Genomic DNA, 16,523 nt, shown 5'->3' with positions numbered 1-16,523 from the left:
GCCCAACTCATTTTAGAGGACCTCCACTTGCCTATTTTTTCTTTGTTGCGCAATGCCATGCTGGTCGCTGCCGGGTTGACGCTTGCCGTCAATGTTCAGGCTGCCGGCACAGTGCATATTTATAATTGGTCGGATTATATCGGCGAGACCACCCTGGCCGATTTCCAGAAAGAGACCGGCATCAAGCCGGTGTATGACGTATTCGATTCCAACGAAACCCTGGAAGGCAAGTTGCTGGCCGGGCGTACCGGTTATGACGTAGTCGTGCCGTCCAACCACTTCCTCGGCAAACAGATCAAGGCTGGTGCTTTCCAGAAACTCGACAAGTCGTTGTTGCCCAACTACAAGAATCTCGACCCTGTCCTGCTCAAGCGCCTGGAGCAAAACGATCCGGGTAACCTGTACGCTGTGCCGTACCTGTGGGGCACCAACGGCATCGGTTACAACGTCGACAAGATCAAGGCAGTGCTGGGCGTCGACAAGATCGACTCCTGGGCTGCGGTATTCGAACCGGAAAACATCAAGAAGCTGCACAGCTGTGGCGTGGCGTTCCTCGACTCCGCTGATGAAATGATGCCGACGGTCCTCAACTACATGGGCCTGGATGCCAACAGCACCAACCCCGAGGACTACAAAAAGGCCGAAGCCAAGTTGCTGGCGGTACGGCCTTATGTAACTTACTTCCACTCCTCTAAATACATCGCGGACCTGGCTAACGGCGATATCTGCATCGCGATCGGTTTCTCCGGCGACATGTTCCAGGCCCGCAATCGAGCGGCCGAAGCGAAGAAAGGCGTGAACATCGCCTACTCGATTCCCAAGGAAGGCGGTGCGCTGTGGTTCGACATGCTGGCGATTCCGAAGGACTCGGCCAACGCCAAGGAGGCGCACGCGTTCATCAACTATTTGCTGAAACCTGAGGTGATCGCCCAGGTCAGCGATTACGTCGGCTACGCCAACCCTAACCCGGCGTCGGACAAACTGATGGAACAGTCCATTCGCACCGACGAAGCGGTTTATCCACCGCAGGCAGTGCTCGACAAGACCTACGTGTCCATCGAGTTACCGCCGAACATTCAACGTTTGATGACCCGCAGCTGGACCAAGGTCAAGTCGGGCAAATAGCTTCAAGGCTCAAACTATCCAAGGTTGGCTCACCTTGAGCGAACTGCACTCTTTTTTTTTGGGAGTTTCGTAAATGGCAGTTGCCTCCGGCGCCTATAAGAAAGCCCTCGAGGGCGACCAGTCACCTAAACAGGTGCTGGTCAAAATCGACCGGGTCACGAAGAAGTTCGACGAGACGATTGCCGTGGACGACGTGTCCCTGGAAATCAAGAAAGGCGAGATTTTCGCCTTGCTCGGCGGTTCGGGATCGGGCAAATCCACCCTGCTGCGCATGCTCGCCGGCTTCGAACGACCGACCGAGGGGCGGATCTTCCTCGATGGCGTAGACATCACCGACATGCCGCCGTACGAGCGGCCGATCAACATGATGTTCCAGTCCTACGCCCTGTTCCCGCACATGACCGTGGCGCAGAACATCGCCTTCGGCCTCAAGCAGGACAAACTGCCTGCCGCTGAAGTCGATGCCCGCGTGGCCGATATGCTCAAGCTGGTGCAAATGAGCCAGTACGCCAAACGCAAGCCGCATCAGTTGTCCGGTGGCCAGCGCCAACGTGTGGCCCTGGCCCGTTCGCTGGCCAAGCGGCCGAAGCTGCTGTTGCTCGACGAGCCGATGGGCGCGCTGGATAAAAAACTGCGCTCGCAAATGCAGCTGGAGCTGGTCGAGATCATCGAGCGCGTCGGCGTAACCTGCGTCATGGTGACCCACGACCAGGAAGAGGCCATGACCATGGCCGAGCGCATCGCGATCATGCACCTGGGCTGGATCGCCCAGATCGGCAGCCCGATCGACATCTACGAAACCCCGACCAGCCGCCTGGTCTGCGAATTCATCGGCAACGTCAACATCTTCGACGGTGAAGTGATCGACGACGCCGAAGGCCACGCGATCATCACCTGCAAGGACCTCGACCGGAGGATCTATGTGGGCCACGGCATCAGCACCTCGGTGCAGGACAAGTCCGTGACCTATGCGATCCGTCCGGAAAAACTGCTGGTGACCCCGACCATGCCGACCTGCGAATACAACTGGTCCAGCGGCAAGGTCCACGACATCGCCTACCTTGGCGGTCACTCGGTGTTCTACGTCGAACTGCCGAGCGGCAAAATCGTCCAGTCGTTCGTCGCCAACGCCGAGCGCCGTGGCCAGCGGCCGACCTGGGGTGACCAGGTGTACGTGTATTGGGAAGACGATAGTGGCGTGGTGCTTCGCTCATGAACATGCGCAAATTCAAACGCCGCCTCAATCGAATAATTCCCGGTGGCCGTCAGCTGGTCATCGGGGTTCCCTTCATCTGGCTGTTCCTGTTCTTCATGTTGCCGTTCTTCATTGTCCTGAAGATCAGCTTCGCCGAAGCCGACGTGGCCATTCCGCCGTACACCGAAATCTACAGCTACGCCGAACAGAAGCTGCAGGTGCTGCTCAACCTGGGCAACTACGCGATGCTGGCCGGCGACGAGTTGTACATCGCAGCGTACCTCGGCTCGTTGAAGATGGCGCTGATCAGCACCATCCTCTGCCTGCTGATCGGCTACCCGATGGCCTACGCCATTGCCAGTGCCCGCAAAGAGATGCAAACGGTGCTGGTGCTGCTGATCATGATGCCGACCTGGACCGCGATCCTGATCCGCGTCTACGCGTGGATGGGCATCCTCAGCAACAACGGCCTGCTCAACGGTTTCCTGATGACCATGGGCTGGATCGACGAGCCGCTGCAGATCCTCAACACCAACCTCGCCGTCTACATCGGCGTGGTGTATTCCTATCTGCCGTTCATGATCCTTCCGCTGTACGCCAACCTTGTGAAGCACGACAACAGTCTGCTGGAAGCCGCGTCCGACCTCGGTTCGAGCACCTTCAACAGCTTCTGGAAGATCACCATTCCGCTGTCGAAAAACGGCATCATCGCCGGCTGCATGCTGGTGTTCATCCCGGTGGTGGGTGAGTTCGTGATCCCGGAACTGCTCGGCGGTCCGGAGACCCTGATGATCGGTAAAGTGCTCTGGCAAGAGTTCTTCAACAACCGTGACTGGCCGGTGGCATCCGCCCTGGCGGTGGTGATGCTGGCGATCCTGATTGTGCCGATCATTCTGTTCAACCGCAGTCAGGCCAAGGAAATGGAGGGTAAAGAATGAAACGTTTCCGTTTCTCCAGCCTGATGCTGGTACTGGGTCTGTTGTTCATCTATCTGCCGATGCTGATCCTGGTGATCTACTCCTTCAACGCCTCGAAACTGGTGACGGTGTGGGGCGGCTGGTCGATCAAGTGGTACGTCGGCCTGATGGACAACACCCAATTGATGGGCTCGGTGGTGCGCTCGCTGGAAATCGCCTGCTACACGGCGATTGCGGCGGTGGCGCTCGGTACGCTGGCGGCATTCGTCCTGACCCGTATCACCCACTTCAAGGGTCGCACGCTGTTCGGTGGCCTGGTCACCGCGCCGTTGGTGATGCCCGAAGTGATCACCGGTCTGTCGCTGTTGCTGCTGTTCGTGGCCATGGCGCAGATGATCGGCTGGCCACAGGAACGTGGCATCGTCACCATCTGGATCGCCCACACCACGTTCTGCGCGGCGTATGTGGCGGTGGTGGTGTCGGCGCGCTTGCGTGAGCTGGACCTGTCCATCGAAGAGGCGGCCATGGACCTGGGTGCACGGCCATGGAAAGTGTTCTTCCTGATCACCATCCCGATGATCGCGCCATCCCTGGGCGCCGGCGGCATGATGTCGTTTGCCTTGTCGCTGGATGACCTGGTGTTGGCGAGCTTCGTGTCGGGCCCGGGTTCCACGACCTTGCCGATGGAAGTGTTCTCGGCGGTGCGCCTGGGCGTGAAACCCGAGATCAACGCCGTGGCCAGCCTGATTCTGCTGGCAGTGTCGCTGATGACGTTCCTGGTCTGGTTCTTCAGCCGTCGCGCCGAAGAAGCCCGCAAGCGTGCGATCCAGCAAGCCATCGATGAAAGCGCTGCCGATTCGTGGAAGCAACCGGACGTGCGTCGCGCGCAGCCGGAAGCGGCTTAACAGCTAAAGATGATGATCGTTCCCACGCTCTGCGTGGGAATGCCTCAACGGACGCTCCGCGTTCGGCTCTTGATGGGACGCAGAGCGTCCCGGGCTGCATTCCCACGCAGAGCGTGGGAACGATCATGTGGGGTCAGGCAATCCAAGGGGATTTGCGGATGACATCGACAAAATTCATCGGTTTGAACCCCGGCTCCTGATCCATCAATACATCGGTCTTCACATTGCCGAATGTGGTCTGCGGACGATGGCGCAAGCCGTCGGCACTTGCGCTCGCCGCTCAGCGCACCGAACAGAAACACCCGGCGCGAGTGGTGGTAGAGCAGGTCGGATTCGATGTCGCGGATGTATTCGGTGGTGGCTTTGGCCAAGGCGCTGTCGGGGATTTTGATGCCGGCGATGGTGGTGCTCATGGGCTTTTCCTCAAAGTGAACGCCGAGGCGGCGCCGAGGGTTAAAGTCTGTTCGCAGCCCGCAAATGGAACAATCGATCCATGGCTGCGATCCTTGCCAATGAGCGTGCATATCGCGCCAACCTCGCTAGTTGCCCTCGGATTGGCTAGGGTTGCTCAAATTGAATGGGCTTTTGTGGCGAGGGGATTTAGCGAAACGTCGCACCGCCCCGTTGGAGTGCGCAGCGCTCCCAAGATTTTTGGGGCCGCTGCGCAGCCCAACGGGGATAAATCCCCTCACCACAGGGCGCGAGACTTTTGCCCTGGAGATGATTCGTCCGACGACTCAGGTCGAAGCCGATCGGCTTTACGTTCAGGACGGCGAGCTTTTCACCTCGGCGGGGGGCGGGCAGTCACAGAATTTTGCGGCGATGATCTGAGCCAGGATTTTTGTCGCCTCACAGGACCCCATCGCGAGCAAGCTCGCTCCCACATTAGACCGTGTCTGTCTGGATAACTCGGTCACCTGTGGGAGCGAGCCTGCTCGCGATGGGGCCAGTCCAGCCAATAAAAATTTAATGAGCACTACGCGCCGGCATCAGCTTCAACGTACTGCGCGTATTGGCCGTCACCTCTTCATCATTGAGGTGCGCCTGGAAGTAAATCCCCTCGATGTACGCCTCAGCCTGATCGTCAAAGTGACTGTCGAACGGCACGCCGCTCTGGCCGACCGGGTTGACCGTCAGGCTGTGGGCCGGGTCGGCGAAGTCGATCAGGCGCCGTGTGGATGGGCCGTACGTGACCGGCCACGGTGCCGGGCCGATCTTGGCCGACAGGTTGTTCGGCACTTCATGGGTGCCGGGGGCCGCGAACGGACCGACATTGAAGAGCCGGTCCAGCGGCTTTTGCTGCCCCAGCGGGTGGCCGTGGGTCAGCGTGTGCGCCTTGCCCCATTGCCATTGCGAGAAATCGGCACCCAACGTGGCCTTGAGGTGGGCGATGCTGGCCTGCCATGCAGCTTTGACGGTATCGGCGCGGGTTTCCTTGCCGAGGGTATTGCGGTTGTCCCACCACGGTGAATCCGGCGTCGCCGCCAGGCGCGGCAGAGCGGCATCGATCACCCGGGTCGAGAGCAGCGTTTCGAAGAAGTCATTGCCCAGGTCGTCGCGCATCGCCGCGTCAGCCAGGTTGAACAGCAATTGGTTGAACAGCGTGGCACTGGTCGAGTCCAGCGGATAGTCGCCTTTCCACTGGGCCAGTTGATCCACCAACTTGAGCTCTGCAGGATCGCTGACCACTTCTCGCAGGGTCGGTAGCAGGGGTGCCAACAGACGCGTGCCGTAGGCGGTGGTGGTGCCCAGTTGCAGCTTCTGGCTGTTTTCCAGATCCCACTTGACGTTCTTGTCGCTGAGCTGGCGATTGAGCTGCTGGCCTCGATCGGCGAGGTTGTAATAACCCGGGATCTCCATCCCCGTCGACGACAGCGGCTGGAAGTTGGCCGAGACGATATAGCCCCGTGCCGGGTTCTCTTCCTGCGGGTTGGCGCTGAAAGGATAGAAGCCGTCCTTGTCGGCCTCGGCGGTGCTGCCATCGAGGATAAACCACGGGCGCACCCCGGCAGGGCGCTTGGGCAGTTGCGCCGCGGCCCACCAGCCTATGTCGCCCTTGGCATTGGCCCAGACGATGTTCAGGCCGGGAGCCTGGACCTTGGCGGCAGCGCTACGGGCCTTGGCCAGGGTGTCGGCGCGGTTGAGCTGGTAGAAGCCTTCGATAATCGGGTTCTGGCTTTCGAGAAAACCCCACCACATGGCGATCGGCGTTTTGCTGACGCTGTTGCCCAGCGCATCGTTGACGATCGGACCATGGGGTGACTGGCGCAGCGTCAGGGTGACCGGTGCCTGGCCCTTGACCGCGATCTGTTGTTCGCTGCTGACCATGTCCACCCACTTGCCGCGATACCAGACCTGATTCGGATTGTCCGGATTGACCTTTTCGGCAATCAGGTCGAGGTCGTCGTTCTGGAACATGGTGATGCTCCAGCCGAAGTCACGGTTCAGGCCCAGCGAAGCGAACGGCATCAGGGCCTGATAATGGCCATAGAGCTCGAAGCCCGGAGCCGAGAGCTGCGCTTCGTACCACACCGACGGCGCGGAAAAGCGGATGTGCGGGTCACCGGCCAGCAGCGGCTTGCCGCTTTTGGTGCGGTTGCCGGCAACCGCCCAGGCATTGCTGCCCTCGAACTGCGGCAAGCCGTTGTCGGCCAGGGCCTGTTCGCTCAGGCGGGCGAGGGCGTTGAGGTCTTTCCAGTCGGCGCTGGCGAGGGGCGACGGGGCCGCGCTGTGTCGGTTCGCCAGCACGCCCTTGGGCTGCCAGTCGAGATCGAATACGCTCAAGTAGTCGGCGCCCAATTGATCGCGCACGTAGGTCAGCAGCGGTTCGGTGCGAAACGCCGCGGCAAAACTGTAGGCCATGTAACCGGCGATGCTGATGGTGTCCTGCGCCGTGAACGGGCGCTTGGCAATGCCCAGCACATCGAATTCTACGGGTTTGGCGTGACTGTCCTGGTACTGGTTGATGCCGTCCAGGTAAGCCTGCAGGGCAAGGAAGGCGGGCGATTGCTTGTCCATGTTCGCCAGGTAGGTTTCGGCGCGTTCGCGAATGCGCAGGCTGCGCATCAGCTTGTCGGTGTCGAGCAGTTTCGGCCCGAGCACCTCGGCCAGTTCGCCACGGGCGAGGCGACGCAAAACCTCCATCTGGAACAGCCGATCCTGGGCGTGGACGTAGCCGAGGGCGCGGTACAGGTCGGTTTCGTTGTCGGCACGGATGTGCGGGATGCCACGCTCGTCATAGCGTACGGTGACCGAACCTTGCAGGTGCTGCAGTTCCACCATGCCCTGGCGTGACGGCTGCTTGCTGTAGACGTACCAGCCGGCCCCTGCGGCAAGCGCGACGATCAGCAAACCGAGCGCGGTCAGGCTACGTTTCATGGTGACTCCTTATTGTTATTGGTGACAGCAATTCCCTGGCGAGACTGTTTAACATGACAAGCCGGTTTGGCCCATCGCCCGTAGGAGGGATTCTCGTCTGCTGTCTGCGTTACGTCGTCGGGACGACAGGCCACGGGCAGTAACACCCCACCGCCAGTGTGTGCGTGGCACTCACTTCGCGGCCTTCGTTCAACGCTTGCAGGATCGGCTCGATAAAGCTGTTGCTGGAATTGCAGGTCAAACCTTCGCTGTAGGGCCCGAAGTACGCGAGTTTGCCGTTGCGATCCCAGATCGCCACGGCGGGGCTGGCGGGGATCTGTTCGGAGCCGGGCAGGACGCTGAGGGGCTTCAACGTGTTTAAGGTGCCTGGCAACTGACCGTGGCTGCCCGGCTTTTGCACGGCATAAAACTCCACGCCCTGCGGCTCATACCGTTCAACCAGTTCGCTGAGGTGTTGTTGATTGCCGACATTGCAGGGGCAGGCCGGGTCCCAGAAGTGCACGAGACGGATGGCGCCGGGGCCGGCAAGGGTGTCGGGCAGGCGCAGCGGATCACCGGAGAACATCGCCGTGTGCTCGCTGAATGCCCGCAGATAGCGCCCCTGAAACCAATCGTAGGCGGCCCACAGCACCCCGGCGCACACGAGGGCGAGCAGGCTGGCGAGCAGGGTGGCGCGATAGGGCGAGCGCATGGAGTCACTCCTTGAGGGCCGGCTAGCTTGCCATGCTTGCCGCGACAGATGAATATCGCAGGTCTACAAAGTCCGTTTCGTCCTCTGGAATGCCCATGTCAGTGACCTTCGACCCCGACCATCTGCGTGCCAGCCTGCGGCCGCTGGCGCATGGGCAGCCGTTGTCAGCGGAAGCCCAGGCTTATCAACGGTTTTATGGGCTGGATTTCTCGACGCGCAATGTACGCAGCGCCCTGGGGTGTTTTCAGGTCGATGGTTATGAGGTGGTCAGCCAGGTCTGGTGGCCAGAGCAGGTGAAGGCGACGCTGTTTGTCTTTCACGGTTTTTACGACCACACCGGTCTGTACCGGCATGTGATCGAGTGGGCGCTGGAGCAAGGCTTCGCCGTGATTGCCTGCGACTTGCCGGGCCATGGACTTTCCAGTGGCGAGCGGGCGAGCATCAAGGACTTCGCCGAGTATCAGGACACCCTGCAAGGGTTGTTTGCCGAGGCACAATCGCTCGACTTGCCACAACCCTGGCACCTGTGCGGGCAGAGTACCGGTGGCGCAATCGTGATTGATCATGTGCTCAATGCGGGGGCAGGCAGTCCGGCCCAGGGCCAGGTGATTCTGCTGGCGCCGCTGGTGCGGCCACGGGCATGGGGCTGGTCGCAACTGAGCTATTACCTGCTCAGACCTTTCGTCAAAGCCATCGCCCGACGATTTAGCGAGAACTCCAACGACCCCGAATTCTTGCCGTTCCTGCAAGCCGATCCGTTGCAGCCGCTACGACTGCCAACGGCGTGGGTGGGGGCGTTGGCGCGCTGGATCAAGCGCGTCGAAGCGGCGCCGGCAAGTACCAGGAGACCGCTGATTGTGCAGGGGCAGGCGGACATGACCGTGGATTGGCAACATAACCTCGAAGTCCTGCGGGGCAAGTTTGATCGGCCACAGGTATTGATGCTGCCTGAGGCACGGCATCATCTGGCAAATGAAACGCTGGTGTTGCGCGGGGAGTATTTCGGGTTTTTGACCAAGCGGATCAAGGGGCGGAATCTGTAGCGATTGTCAGGGCCTCATCGCCAGCAGGCTGGCTCCCACAATGGATCTGCGTGCACCGGCCCCCTGTGGGAGCTAGCCTGCTAGCGATAGCGATCTAACTATCGCCAAAAATCACTGGCTGAGATTTGAAGTACTTTGCCCCACCGCCAACCCCGCCCGAATCGCCGCCAGCGCCGCCTGGTAATAGGCCTTGCCTTCAGCCGACTCGGCAAACGTGGCGAATTCTTCCAGTTCCTCATCCGACAGGTCGCGATAGACGTACAGCAGCGTGTTGTTCAGGTCGCTGCCGATCTGGTCCATCAAGCGCTGACGCTGCCCGTTCAGCATGCTTTGGGTCTGGCCGGCGCCGAGCAGACCGGGGATCATCGAGCTGAGGCTGTCGGCTGCGACACCGGCAATCGCCAGGCTGACTTCCGCGCCGGCCTCGCGAGCAGGCAGGGCCTGGGCCAGGTGGCCGATGATCAGCAGGCGGCTGTCGCTGGCCTGCATCTTGGGCAAGCCCTTGGCGTTTTTCGCCAGTTGATCGCGGCGGGTCGCGAGCAATTCGGCGGCGACGATTTTCTTGCCCAGCGGCGATTGAAAGAACGCCAGCGCCGGTTTCGGATCGGCGAGGTTCTTGCGCAGCTGCGCTTCGGCACGCTGGTCCACGGCCTTGGGCGCGAAACGCTGATTGCTGTTGTTTACCAACGCCTGGAAAACCGCCGGTGGCAGGCTGCTTTGGTAGCGCTGTTGAGCGGCCGAGAGGGCGTCGTTGAAATGCGCGCGTTGTTCTGGCCAGCCGGCGACCTTGTACAGTTGGTCGTGGCCGTCTGCCCAGGCGGGCATAACACAGAGCATCAGCAGGGAGAAAAGCAAACGGCGCATAGGGACTCCTGTCAGCAGGCGACTATTCTCCGTGCGGCATACAGTCTTGTCGAGAATTCGTATCAACCCGCTGCGTGGCTCTGTCGGATTTTCAGGCGCAGGAATACTATGCGCGCCATGCAAATACCTTCTGATCATCCGCTGCTGTTACGAATCGTCGACGACCTGGCTGCCAATGGCTGGTCGCAGCAGAATATTTTCCTGCCTCCGGGTCTGACCCGGGAACTGGCGATTGAGTGCCGTAAACGTGCCGCCGAGGGTGAATTGGCCCCGGCCGCCGTGGGGCGTGGGTCGACATCGGAGATTCGTGAAGGCGTCCGTGGCGACCACATTCAATGGATCGAGCCGGGTGATTCGTTGGCCTGCAACAGCTATCTAGAGTTGATGAACAGCCTGCGCGAGGCGATGAACCGCGATCTGTTCCTGGGCCTTGAAGACTTCGAATGCCATTTCGCGATGTACCCCCCCGGCGCTTTCTACCTCAAGCATGTCGACCGTTTTCGTGACGACGACCGGCGCATGGTGTCGGCCGTGGTCTACCTCAATGACGCCTGGTTGCCTGAGCATGGCGGTCAGTTGCGTATGTACCTGGACGAAGGTGCGCAATACGATGTGGTACCCGTCGGTGGATGCCTGGTGGTGTTCCTGTCGGGGGAGGTTCCCCATGAAGTCCTGCCTGCGAGTCGTGAGCGCCTGTCGTTGACCGGCTGGTTCCGGCGTCGAGGCAACGAGCCGTTCTGATCATGCAAAAAATACTGGTAAGCCGCTGCCTGCTGGGTCACCGCGTACGTTATGACGGCGGGGCCAGCGGGCCTTTCGATCAGTTGCAGCGGTGGATCGACGAAGGTCGGGTCGTGCCGTTGTGCCCGGAAGTCGCCGGTGGCCTGCCGACGCCACGGGCGGCGGCGGAAATTCCCGGCGGGCAGGGCGGTGAAGTGCTTGATGGCCAGGCCTTGGTGATCACCACCGAGGGCGAGGACGTCAGCGCGCAGTTTCTGTCAGGGGCTTATCAAGCCTTGGAACTGGTGCAACAGCACGACATCCGCGTTGCCGTGCTCAAGGCCAACAGTCCCTCATGCGGCAATCTGCTGACCTATGACGGGACGTTCAGTGGGGTGAAGGTCAGTGGCGAAGGCGTGACGGCGGCGCTGCTCCGGCGCCATGGCGTTCAAGTCTTCAGTGAGCTGGAGCTGGCTGAAGCGGCTCAGGCACTGGCAGCACTCAATTAACGACCCACACAAAACCACTGTGGGAGCGAGCCTGCTCGCGAAAGCGGTGTGTCAAACAACGCTAGTGTCGACTGACACTACGCATTCGCGAGCAGGCTCGCTCCCACAGGTTTAGCTTGCGACTCAGGGTTTCGGTGCCACACCGGCATCCGCTCCAAGCCACTTCTGCTCCAGCGCCTCCAGCCGGCCATCCGCCTTGATCCGCTGCAACGCGCTTTCCAGGCTGGCGTGAAACGCCGGGTTACCCTTCTGGAACGGAATCGCCAGGCTGACGGCCTGGACGGCTTTCGGCTTTTCCTCTGTCAACGACTGCACCAGCAGTATCGAGCGCGGCTCTTCTTTCTGCGCGATCAATTGCGCTTTGGTTTGCAGGTAAGGTTCGCTGAAGTCGAAACGATCCGTGAGCGCCGGGGTCTCTGCAATGTGGTTGATGGCGATGTCGTATTTGCCACTTTCCACGCCGGTCAGCAGATCACTGGAGTCGGTAACGACAAAGTCGGCGCGCACATCCAGTTCGTTGGCCAGCAGTTGACCCAGCTCGACTTCGAAGCCCGCGAGCCTGCCATCCTCCTTGAAGCTGAATGGGGGTGTATTAGCCTCAAGGGCAATGCGCAACTCACCGCGATCGTTCACGTCGTCAATCAGTTCGGCATGAGCCAGCGGGCTCAAAAGGGGTAGCAGGCAGATCAGGCCAGGCAGAAAACGCATGGTCACTCCTTTGAAATCATTATGGCGACGCTCTGGATCAGGCTCGCTTTGCTATGGTTGTCGAGTGCCTTCGACAACGATTGACCATGAAGTTGTGATGGTCACGCGAATTTTACGGAAAAACTGGAGAAGAGAATGAAAACCTTTATGTCACGTGCTGCTTTGGCTGGCCTGCTGATGGGCGTTTCAATGTTGGCCAGTGCTGCAACGCCAGCTCCCAAGGGTGCTGAAGTGTCCATCGTTTCTCCAAAAGACGGTGCGACGGTCCCGCAGACTGTCGTGGTCAAGTTCGCTGTCGAGAACATTGCGCTGGCACCTGCGGGTGATGTCACCAAGAACACCGGTCACCACCACCTGCTGATCGATGTCGATGAACTGCCGGCAGCTGGCCAGCCGATCCCGAACGATGCCAACCACCTGCACTTCGGCAAGGCGCAGACCCAGGCTGAAGTAAAGCTGACGCCGGGCAAGCATACCTTGCAGCTGGAATTGGGCGACAGCAGCCACAGGCCGTTCGATCCACCCATCGTATCGGAGAAGATCACCGTTAATGTGAAATAAAAAAGGGAGCCCGCTTCGCTGGGGCTCCCTTTTTCACAGCACTGGACGCCAATAATGACGTGTGCAGTCTCGGTGCTCGTGTTGCCTGCACGTTTTTCGCGAGCAGAGCTCGCTCCTACAACTGCTGTTAGAACAACACTCGACTACGGATGGTGCCGTTGACGTGTTGCAGCTTCTGTTGCGCCAGGTCCGAGTACTCGGCGTCTACGTCGATTACCACGTAGCCGACTTTCTCGTTGGTCTGCAGGAATTGACCGGAAATGTTGATGCCGTTTTCGGCGAAGACCTTGTTGATCTCGCTCATCACACCCGGGATGTTCTCGTGGATGTGCAGCAGACGGTGCTTGCCAGGGTGAGCCGGCAGGGCCACTTCCGGGAAGTTCACCGACGATACCGAAGTACCGTTGTCGCTGTACTTGACCAGCTTTTCAGCCACTTCCAGGCCGATGTTGGCCTGCGCCTCGGCGGTAGAACCACCGATGTGCGGCGTCAGGATCACGTTGTCCAGGCCACGCAGCGGGCTTTCGAACTCTTCGTCGTTGGAGCGTGGCTCCACTGGGAACACGTCGATGGCCGCGCCAATCAGGTGCTTGTCCTTGATCGCGTCCGCCAGGGCGTCCAGTTCGACCACGGTGCCGCGCGCGGCGTTGATCAGGATGCCGCCCTTCTTGATGGCGCGGATTTCCTTCTCGCCGATCATCCACTGGGTGGCAGCGGTTTCCGGTACGTGCAGGGTCACGATGTCGGACATGCCCAGCAGTTCGTGCAAGTTGCCGACCTGGGTGGCGTTACCCAGTGGCAGCTTGGTCACGGTGTCATAGAAGTACACCTGCATCCCTAAGCCTTCCGCCAGGACCGACAGTTGAGTGCCGATCGAGCCGTAACCGACGATGCCCAGCTTCTTGCCGCGGATTTCGAAGGAGTTGGCCGCGCTCTTGATCCAGCCGCCACGGTGGCAGGAAGCGTTCTTCTCAGGGATACCGCGCAGCAACAGGATCGCTTCGGCCAGCACCAGCTCGGCAACGGAGCGGGTGTTGGAGTACGGCGCGTTGAACACGGCGATACCGCGTTCGCGGGCAGCACTCAGGTCGACCTGGTTGGTGCCGATGCAGAAACACCCTACAGCCACGAGCTTCTTCGCGTGATCGAAGATCTCTTCGGTCAGTTGAGTGCGCGAGCGAATGCCGATGAAGTGAGCATCAGCGATCTTTTCCTTGAGCTGGGCTTCCGGCAGAGAACCTGTGAGGTACTCGATGCTGGTGTAGCCCGCCGCCTTGAGGACGTCGACAGCCGATTGGTGGACGCCTTCGAGAAGAAGGAACTTGATCTTGCTCTTATCGAGAGAAGTCTTGCTCATCTGCGTAAACCTGTATCCCGGAGAAAATTGGCAGGAATGGTCAAGGTGCCCTGCCTTACACGTACTGTTCCTTTTTGACGGCGTCTGTTGCCGTCATGCTGCGTTGCCGCTCCTCGCCATAGCGAGCTATGACTCGTCGCGGCGCCTTGCTTGACGGCAACAGCCACTCGTCAAAAGAGGAACGTACGTGTAAGGCAGGGCACTGAATGCTGACCCGGACGGCAAGAATGCCGTCACCGCAGAACAGCCGTTGGGCACTATGCTGCGGGGTCGGTATGCTAGCATATGCACCCCGCTAAACACTCATTCCTGCGACGTGAAGCGTTCTCAGGATGACCATGAATTGTTCGAGAGTTCTGTCGATGACCAATCCTGCCCTGATTGATGAGCTGAAGACCCTGGTTGAGCCTGGCAAGGTGCTGACCGATGCCGACTCCCTGAATGCTTACGGTAAGGATTGGACCAAGCATTTCGCACCGGCCCCGACCGCCATCGTGTTCCCCAAGACCACCGAGCAGGTCCAGGCCATTGTCCTGTGGGCCAATAAACACAGGGTGGCGCTGGTGCCTTCCGGTGGCCGCACCGGCCTTTCCGCCGCTGCGGTGGCGGCCAATGGCGAAGTGGTCGTGTCCTTCGACTACATGAACCAGATCCTCGACGTGAACTTGACCGACCGCACCGCCGTTTGCCAGCCGGGCGTGGTCACCGAGCATCTGCAGAACGTGGCCGAAGAAAAGGGCCTGTACTACCCGGTGGACTTCGCTTCGGCAGGTTCGAGCCAGATTGGCGGCAATATCGGCACCAATGCCGGCGGGATCAAGGTGATTCGCTACGGCATGACCCGTAACTGGGTGGCCGGCATGAAAGTCGTCACCGGCAAGGGCGACGTGCTGGAACTGAACCGCGACCTGATCAAGAACGCCACCGGCTACGACATGCGTCAGCTGTTCATCGGTGCCGAAGGCACCCTGGGTTTCGTGGTCGAAGCGACCATGCGCCTGGATCGCGCGCCGAAAAACCTGACTGCGATGGTCCTCGGCACCGCCGATTTCGACTCGATCATGCCAGTGCTGCATGCCTTCCAGAGCAAGCTCGACCTGACCGCTTTCGAGTTCTTCTCCGACAAAGCCCTGGCCAAGGTCATGGGCCGTGGTGACGTGCCGGCGCCGTTCGAAACCGATTGCCCGTTCTACGCGCTGCTGGAATTCGAAGCGACCACCGAAGAAGTGGCCAATCACGCTCTGGAAACTTTCGAGCACTGTGTCGAGCAGGGCTGGGTCCTGGACGGCGTGATGAGCCAGAGCGAAACCCAGTTGCAGAACCTGTGGAAACTGCGCGAATACATTTCCGAAACCATTTCCCACTGGACGCCATACAAGAACGACATTTCGGTGACCGTGTCGAAAGTCCCGGCGTTCCTCAAGGAAATCGACGCGATCGTCGGCGAACATTACCCGGACTTCGAAATCGTCTGGTTTGGCCACATCGGCGACGGCAACCTGCACTTGAACATCCTCAAGCCGGATAACCTGAGCAAGGACGAGTTCTTCGCCAAGTGCGCCTCCGTCAACAAGTGGGTGTTCGAAACCGTCGAGAAGTACAACGGCTCGATTTCCGCCGAACACGGCGTGGGCATGACCAAGCGTGATTACTTGACCTACAGCCGCTCCCCGGTCGAGATCGAGTACATGAAAGCCGTCAAGGCGGTGTTCGACCCGAACGGCATCATGAACCCGGGCAAGATTTTCGCTGTTTGATTTTCTAACTTAAGTGCAGGACAGCAGGAGGCGGTAATGAGCTATCAGCACCAGTATGTCGACGGTACGCGTATTCACTTCCCGCTGGGGAAAGTGGTGTGCATCGGCCGTAACTACGCCGAACACGCCAAGGAACTGGACAACCCGGTACCGACCGAGCCGCTGCTGTTCATCAAGCCGGGCAGTTGTGTGGTGCCGCTGGAAGGCGGGTTCAGCATTCCGACCGAGCGTGGCTCGGTGCATTACGAAGCGGAAATCGCGGTACTGATTGGCAAGCCTTTGTCGACCAAACCAAGCGTTGAAGAAGTGCTGGACGCCATCTCCGGCTTCGCCCCGGCCCTGGACCTGACCCTGCGCGACAAACAGGCCGAGCTGAAATCCAAGGGTCTGCCCTGGGAAATCGCCAAGTCGTTCGACGGTGCGGCGGTGATTGCACCGTTCGTCTCCGGCAGCACCTTCGCCGACCTGACCGACATCGGCATTCGCCTGACCATCAACGGCGAAGTGCGCCAGGATGGCAACAGCAGTGCGATGCTCAACCCGATCGTACCGATGATCCAGCACATGGCCGGTTGCTTTTCGCTGCAGGCCGGTGACGTGATCCTCACCGGCACGCCAGTGGGCGTGGGGCCGTTGAATGTCGGCGACGAGATCGTCTTGGAACTTCCAGGCGCCAGCAGCTTTACCAGCAGCGTTTGCTAGTCCGAACACTGATGAACCCTGTGGGAGCGAGCTTGCTCGCGATGAGGCCATAACATTCAACATCTATGTTGGCTGTTGCTCCGCCATCGCG

15 protein-coding genes and 1 pseudogene are annotated in these 16,523 nt (G+C 60.0%); 10 read left to right on the top strand and 6 right to left on the bottom strand.

Annotated features, from left to right (window positions below):
* The first annotated feature begins 27 nt into the window (after positions 1-27).
* The 4 genes from ACA058_RS29540 (at position 28) to ACA058_RS29525 (ending at position 4,142) form a co-directional block, all read left to right on the top strand.
* Positions 28-1,125, top strand: coding sequence for a polyamine ABC transporter substrate-binding protein (locus tag ACA058_RS29540; protein WP_497637058.1), 1,098 nt, complete (start codon positions 28-30; stop codon positions 1,123-1,125).
* Positions 1,126-1,198: 73 nt separating this feature from the next.
* Positions 1,199-2,341 carry an ABC transporter ATP-binding protein gene (locus ACA058_RS29535; protein WP_497637057.1) on the top strand — a complete coding sequence of 381 codons (1,143 nt, stop codon included), beginning with the start codon at positions 1,199-1,201 and terminating at the stop codon, positions 2,339-2,341.
* A complete protein-coding gene (locus ACA058_RS29530) occupies positions 2,338-3,258 on the top strand; it encodes an ABC transporter permease subunit (RefSeq protein WP_497637056.1) in 921 nt (306 codons plus the stop codon). The genes ACA058_RS29535 and ACA058_RS29530 overlap by 4 nt, the downstream gene beginning before the upstream one ends.
* Positions 3,255-4,142 (top strand): ABC transporter permease subunit, encoded by an 888-nt coding sequence (locus ACA058_RS29525; RefSeq protein ID WP_497637055.1) that lies wholly within the window; start codon positions 3,255-3,257, stop codon positions 4,140-4,142. Before ACA058_RS29530 ends, ACA058_RS29525 begins: the two co-directional genes overlap by 4 nt.
* Before the next feature lie 133 nt (positions 4,143-4,275).
* Here ACA058_RS29525 and ACA058_RS29520 read toward each other — a convergent pair.
* The 3 genes and pseudogenes from ACA058_RS29520 to ACA058_RS29510 form a co-directional block, all read right to left on the bottom strand.
* A pseudogene (locus tag ACA058_RS29520) lies at positions 4,276-4,555 on the bottom strand (hypothetical protein).
* A gap of 553 nt (positions 4,556-5,108) precedes the next feature.
* A complete protein-coding gene (locus ACA058_RS29515) occupies positions 5,109-7,520 on the bottom strand; it encodes a penicillin acylase family protein (RefSeq protein WP_497637054.1) in 2,412 nt (803 codons plus the stop codon).
* Between the two features lie 109 nt (positions 7,521-7,629).
* Positions 7,630-8,211, bottom strand: a complete 582-nt coding sequence (locus ACA058_RS29510; RefSeq protein ID WP_497637053.1) for a DUF6436 domain-containing protein — start codon at positions 8,209-8,211, stop codon at positions 7,630-7,632.
* A 95-nt stretch (positions 8,212-8,306) separates the two neighbouring features.
* Between ACA058_RS29510 and bipL the strand changes: the two genes are divergently transcribed.
* Entirely contained in the window at positions 8,307-9,254 is a 948-nt protein-coding gene (bipL, locus tag ACA058_RS29505; protein ID WP_497637052.1) for a phospholipase BipL, read from the top strand.
* A 111-nt stretch (positions 9,255-9,365) separates the two neighbouring features.
* On the opposite strand, the gene ACA058_RS29500 is transcribed toward bipL, so the two are convergent.
* A complete protein-coding gene (locus ACA058_RS29500; RefSeq protein WP_497637051.1) occupies positions 9,366-10,118 on the bottom strand; it encodes a DUF2059 domain-containing protein in 753 nt (250 codons plus the stop codon).
* 108 nt (positions 10,119-10,226) lie between these two features.
* Between ACA058_RS29500 and ACA058_RS29495 the strand changes: the two genes are divergently transcribed.
* Together ACA058_RS29495 and ACA058_RS29490 are read left to right on the top strand one after the other, a co-directional pair.
* Positions 10,227-10,859: a 2OG-Fe(II) oxygenase gene (locus ACA058_RS29495; protein ID WP_497637050.1), complete on the top strand. Its 633-nt coding sequence runs from the start codon at positions 10,227-10,229 to the stop codon at positions 10,857-10,859.
* 2 nt (positions 10,860-10,861) lie between these two features.
* Positions 10,862-11,347: a 2-thiouracil desulfurase family protein gene (locus tag ACA058_RS29490; protein WP_497637049.1), complete on the top strand. Its 486-nt coding sequence runs from the start codon at positions 10,862-10,864 to the stop codon at positions 11,345-11,347.
* Between the two features lie 123 nt (positions 11,348-11,470).
* On the opposite strand, the gene ACA058_RS29485 is transcribed toward ACA058_RS29490, so the two are convergent.
* Positions 11,471-12,055 (bottom strand): transporter substrate-binding domain-containing protein, encoded by a 585-nt coding sequence (locus ACA058_RS29485; protein ID WP_497637048.1) that lies wholly within the window; start codon positions 12,053-12,055, stop codon positions 11,471-11,473.
* A 135-nt stretch (positions 12,056-12,190) separates the two neighbouring features.
* On the opposite strand from ACA058_RS29485, the gene ACA058_RS29480 reads away from it, so the two are divergent.
* Positions 12,191-12,616, top strand: coding sequence for a DUF4399 domain-containing protein (locus ACA058_RS29480; protein ID WP_497637047.1), 426 nt, complete (start codon positions 12,191-12,193; stop codon positions 12,614-12,616).
* A gap of 127 nt (positions 12,617-12,743) precedes the next feature.
* Here the strand turns inward: ACA058_RS29480 and serA are convergent, their stop codons facing one another.
* A complete protein-coding gene (gene serA / locus ACA058_RS29475; RefSeq protein WP_020797315.1) occupies positions 12,744-13,973 on the bottom strand; it encodes a phosphoglycerate dehydrogenase in 1,230 nt (409 codons plus the stop codon).
* A gap of 362 nt (positions 13,974-14,335) precedes the next feature.
* On the opposite strand from serA, the gene ACA058_RS29470 reads away from it, so the two are divergent.
* Both ACA058_RS29470 and ACA058_RS29465 read left to right on the top strand, forming a co-directional pair.
* The gene (locus ACA058_RS29470; RefSeq protein ID WP_497637046.1) at positions 14,336-15,730 is read left to right on the top strand and encodes a D-2-hydroxyglutarate dehydrogenase; all 1,395 of its coding nucleotides are present in this window, start codon (positions 14,336-14,338) and stop codon (positions 15,728-15,730) included.
* A 36-nt stretch (positions 15,731-15,766) separates the two neighbouring features.
* Positions 15,767-16,432 (top strand): fumarylacetoacetate hydrolase family protein, encoded by a 666-nt coding sequence (locus ACA058_RS29465; protein WP_497637045.1) that lies wholly within the window; start codon positions 15,767-15,769, stop codon positions 16,430-16,432.
* Positions 16,433-16,523: the final 91 nt, after the last annotated feature.

Source organism: Pseudomonas sp. LBUM1649, assembly GCF_059716155.1.
The sequence above is the reverse complement of the archived record's forward strand: the minus strand, read 5'-3'. Positions and strand labels throughout refer to the sequence as shown.

Coding starts and splice junctions, on each gene's coding strand:
- bipL (WP_497637052.1), top strand. CDS start 8,307: ATGTCAGTGACCTTCGACCCCGACCATCTGCGTGCCAGCCTGCGGCCG.
- ACA058_RS29490 (WP_497637049.1), top strand. CDS start 10,862: ATGCAAAAAATACTGGTAAGCCGCTGCCTGCTGGGTCACCGCGTACGT.
- ACA058_RS29500 (WP_497637051.1), bottom strand. CDS start 10,118: ATGCGCCGTTTGCTTTTCTCCCTGCTGATGCTCTGTGTTATGCCCGCC.
- ACA058_RS29535 (WP_497637057.1), top strand. CDS start 1,199: ATGGCAGTTGCCTCCGGCGCCTATAAGAAAGCCCTCGAGGGCGACCAG.
- serA (WP_020797315.1), bottom strand. CDS start 13,973: ATGAGCAAGACTTCTCTCGATAAGAGCAAGATCAAGTTCCTTCTTCTC.
- ACA058_RS29530 (WP_497637056.1), top strand. CDS start 2,338: ATGAACATGCGCAAATTCAAACGCCGCCTCAATCGAATAATTCCCGGT.
- ACA058_RS29515 (WP_497637054.1), bottom strand. CDS start 7,520: ATGAAACGTAGCCTGACCGCGCTCGGTTTGCTGATCGTCGCGCTTGCC.
- ACA058_RS29480 (WP_497637047.1), top strand. CDS start 12,191: ATGAAAACCTTTATGTCACGTGCTGCTTTGGCTGGCCTGCTGATGGGC.
- ACA058_RS29470 (WP_497637046.1), top strand. CDS start 14,336: ATGACCAATCCTGCCCTGATTGATGAGCTGAAGACCCTGGTTGAGCCT.
- ACA058_RS29510 (WP_497637053.1), bottom strand. CDS start 8,211: ATGCGCTCGCCCTATCGCGCCACCCTGCTCGCCAGCCTGCTCGCCCTC.
- ACA058_RS29485 (WP_497637048.1), bottom strand. CDS start 12,055: ATGCGTTTTCTGCCTGGCCTGATCTGCCTGCTACCCCTTTTGAGCCCG.
- ACA058_RS29495 (WP_497637050.1), top strand. CDS start 10,227: ATGCGCGCCATGCAAATACCTTCTGATCATCCGCTGCTGTTACGAATC.
- ACA058_RS29465 (WP_497637045.1), top strand. CDS start 15,767: ATGAGCTATCAGCACCAGTATGTCGACGGTACGCGTATTCACTTCCCG.
- ACA058_RS29525 (WP_497637055.1), top strand. CDS start 3,255: ATGAAACGTTTCCGTTTCTCCAGCCTGATGCTGGTACTGGGTCTGTTG.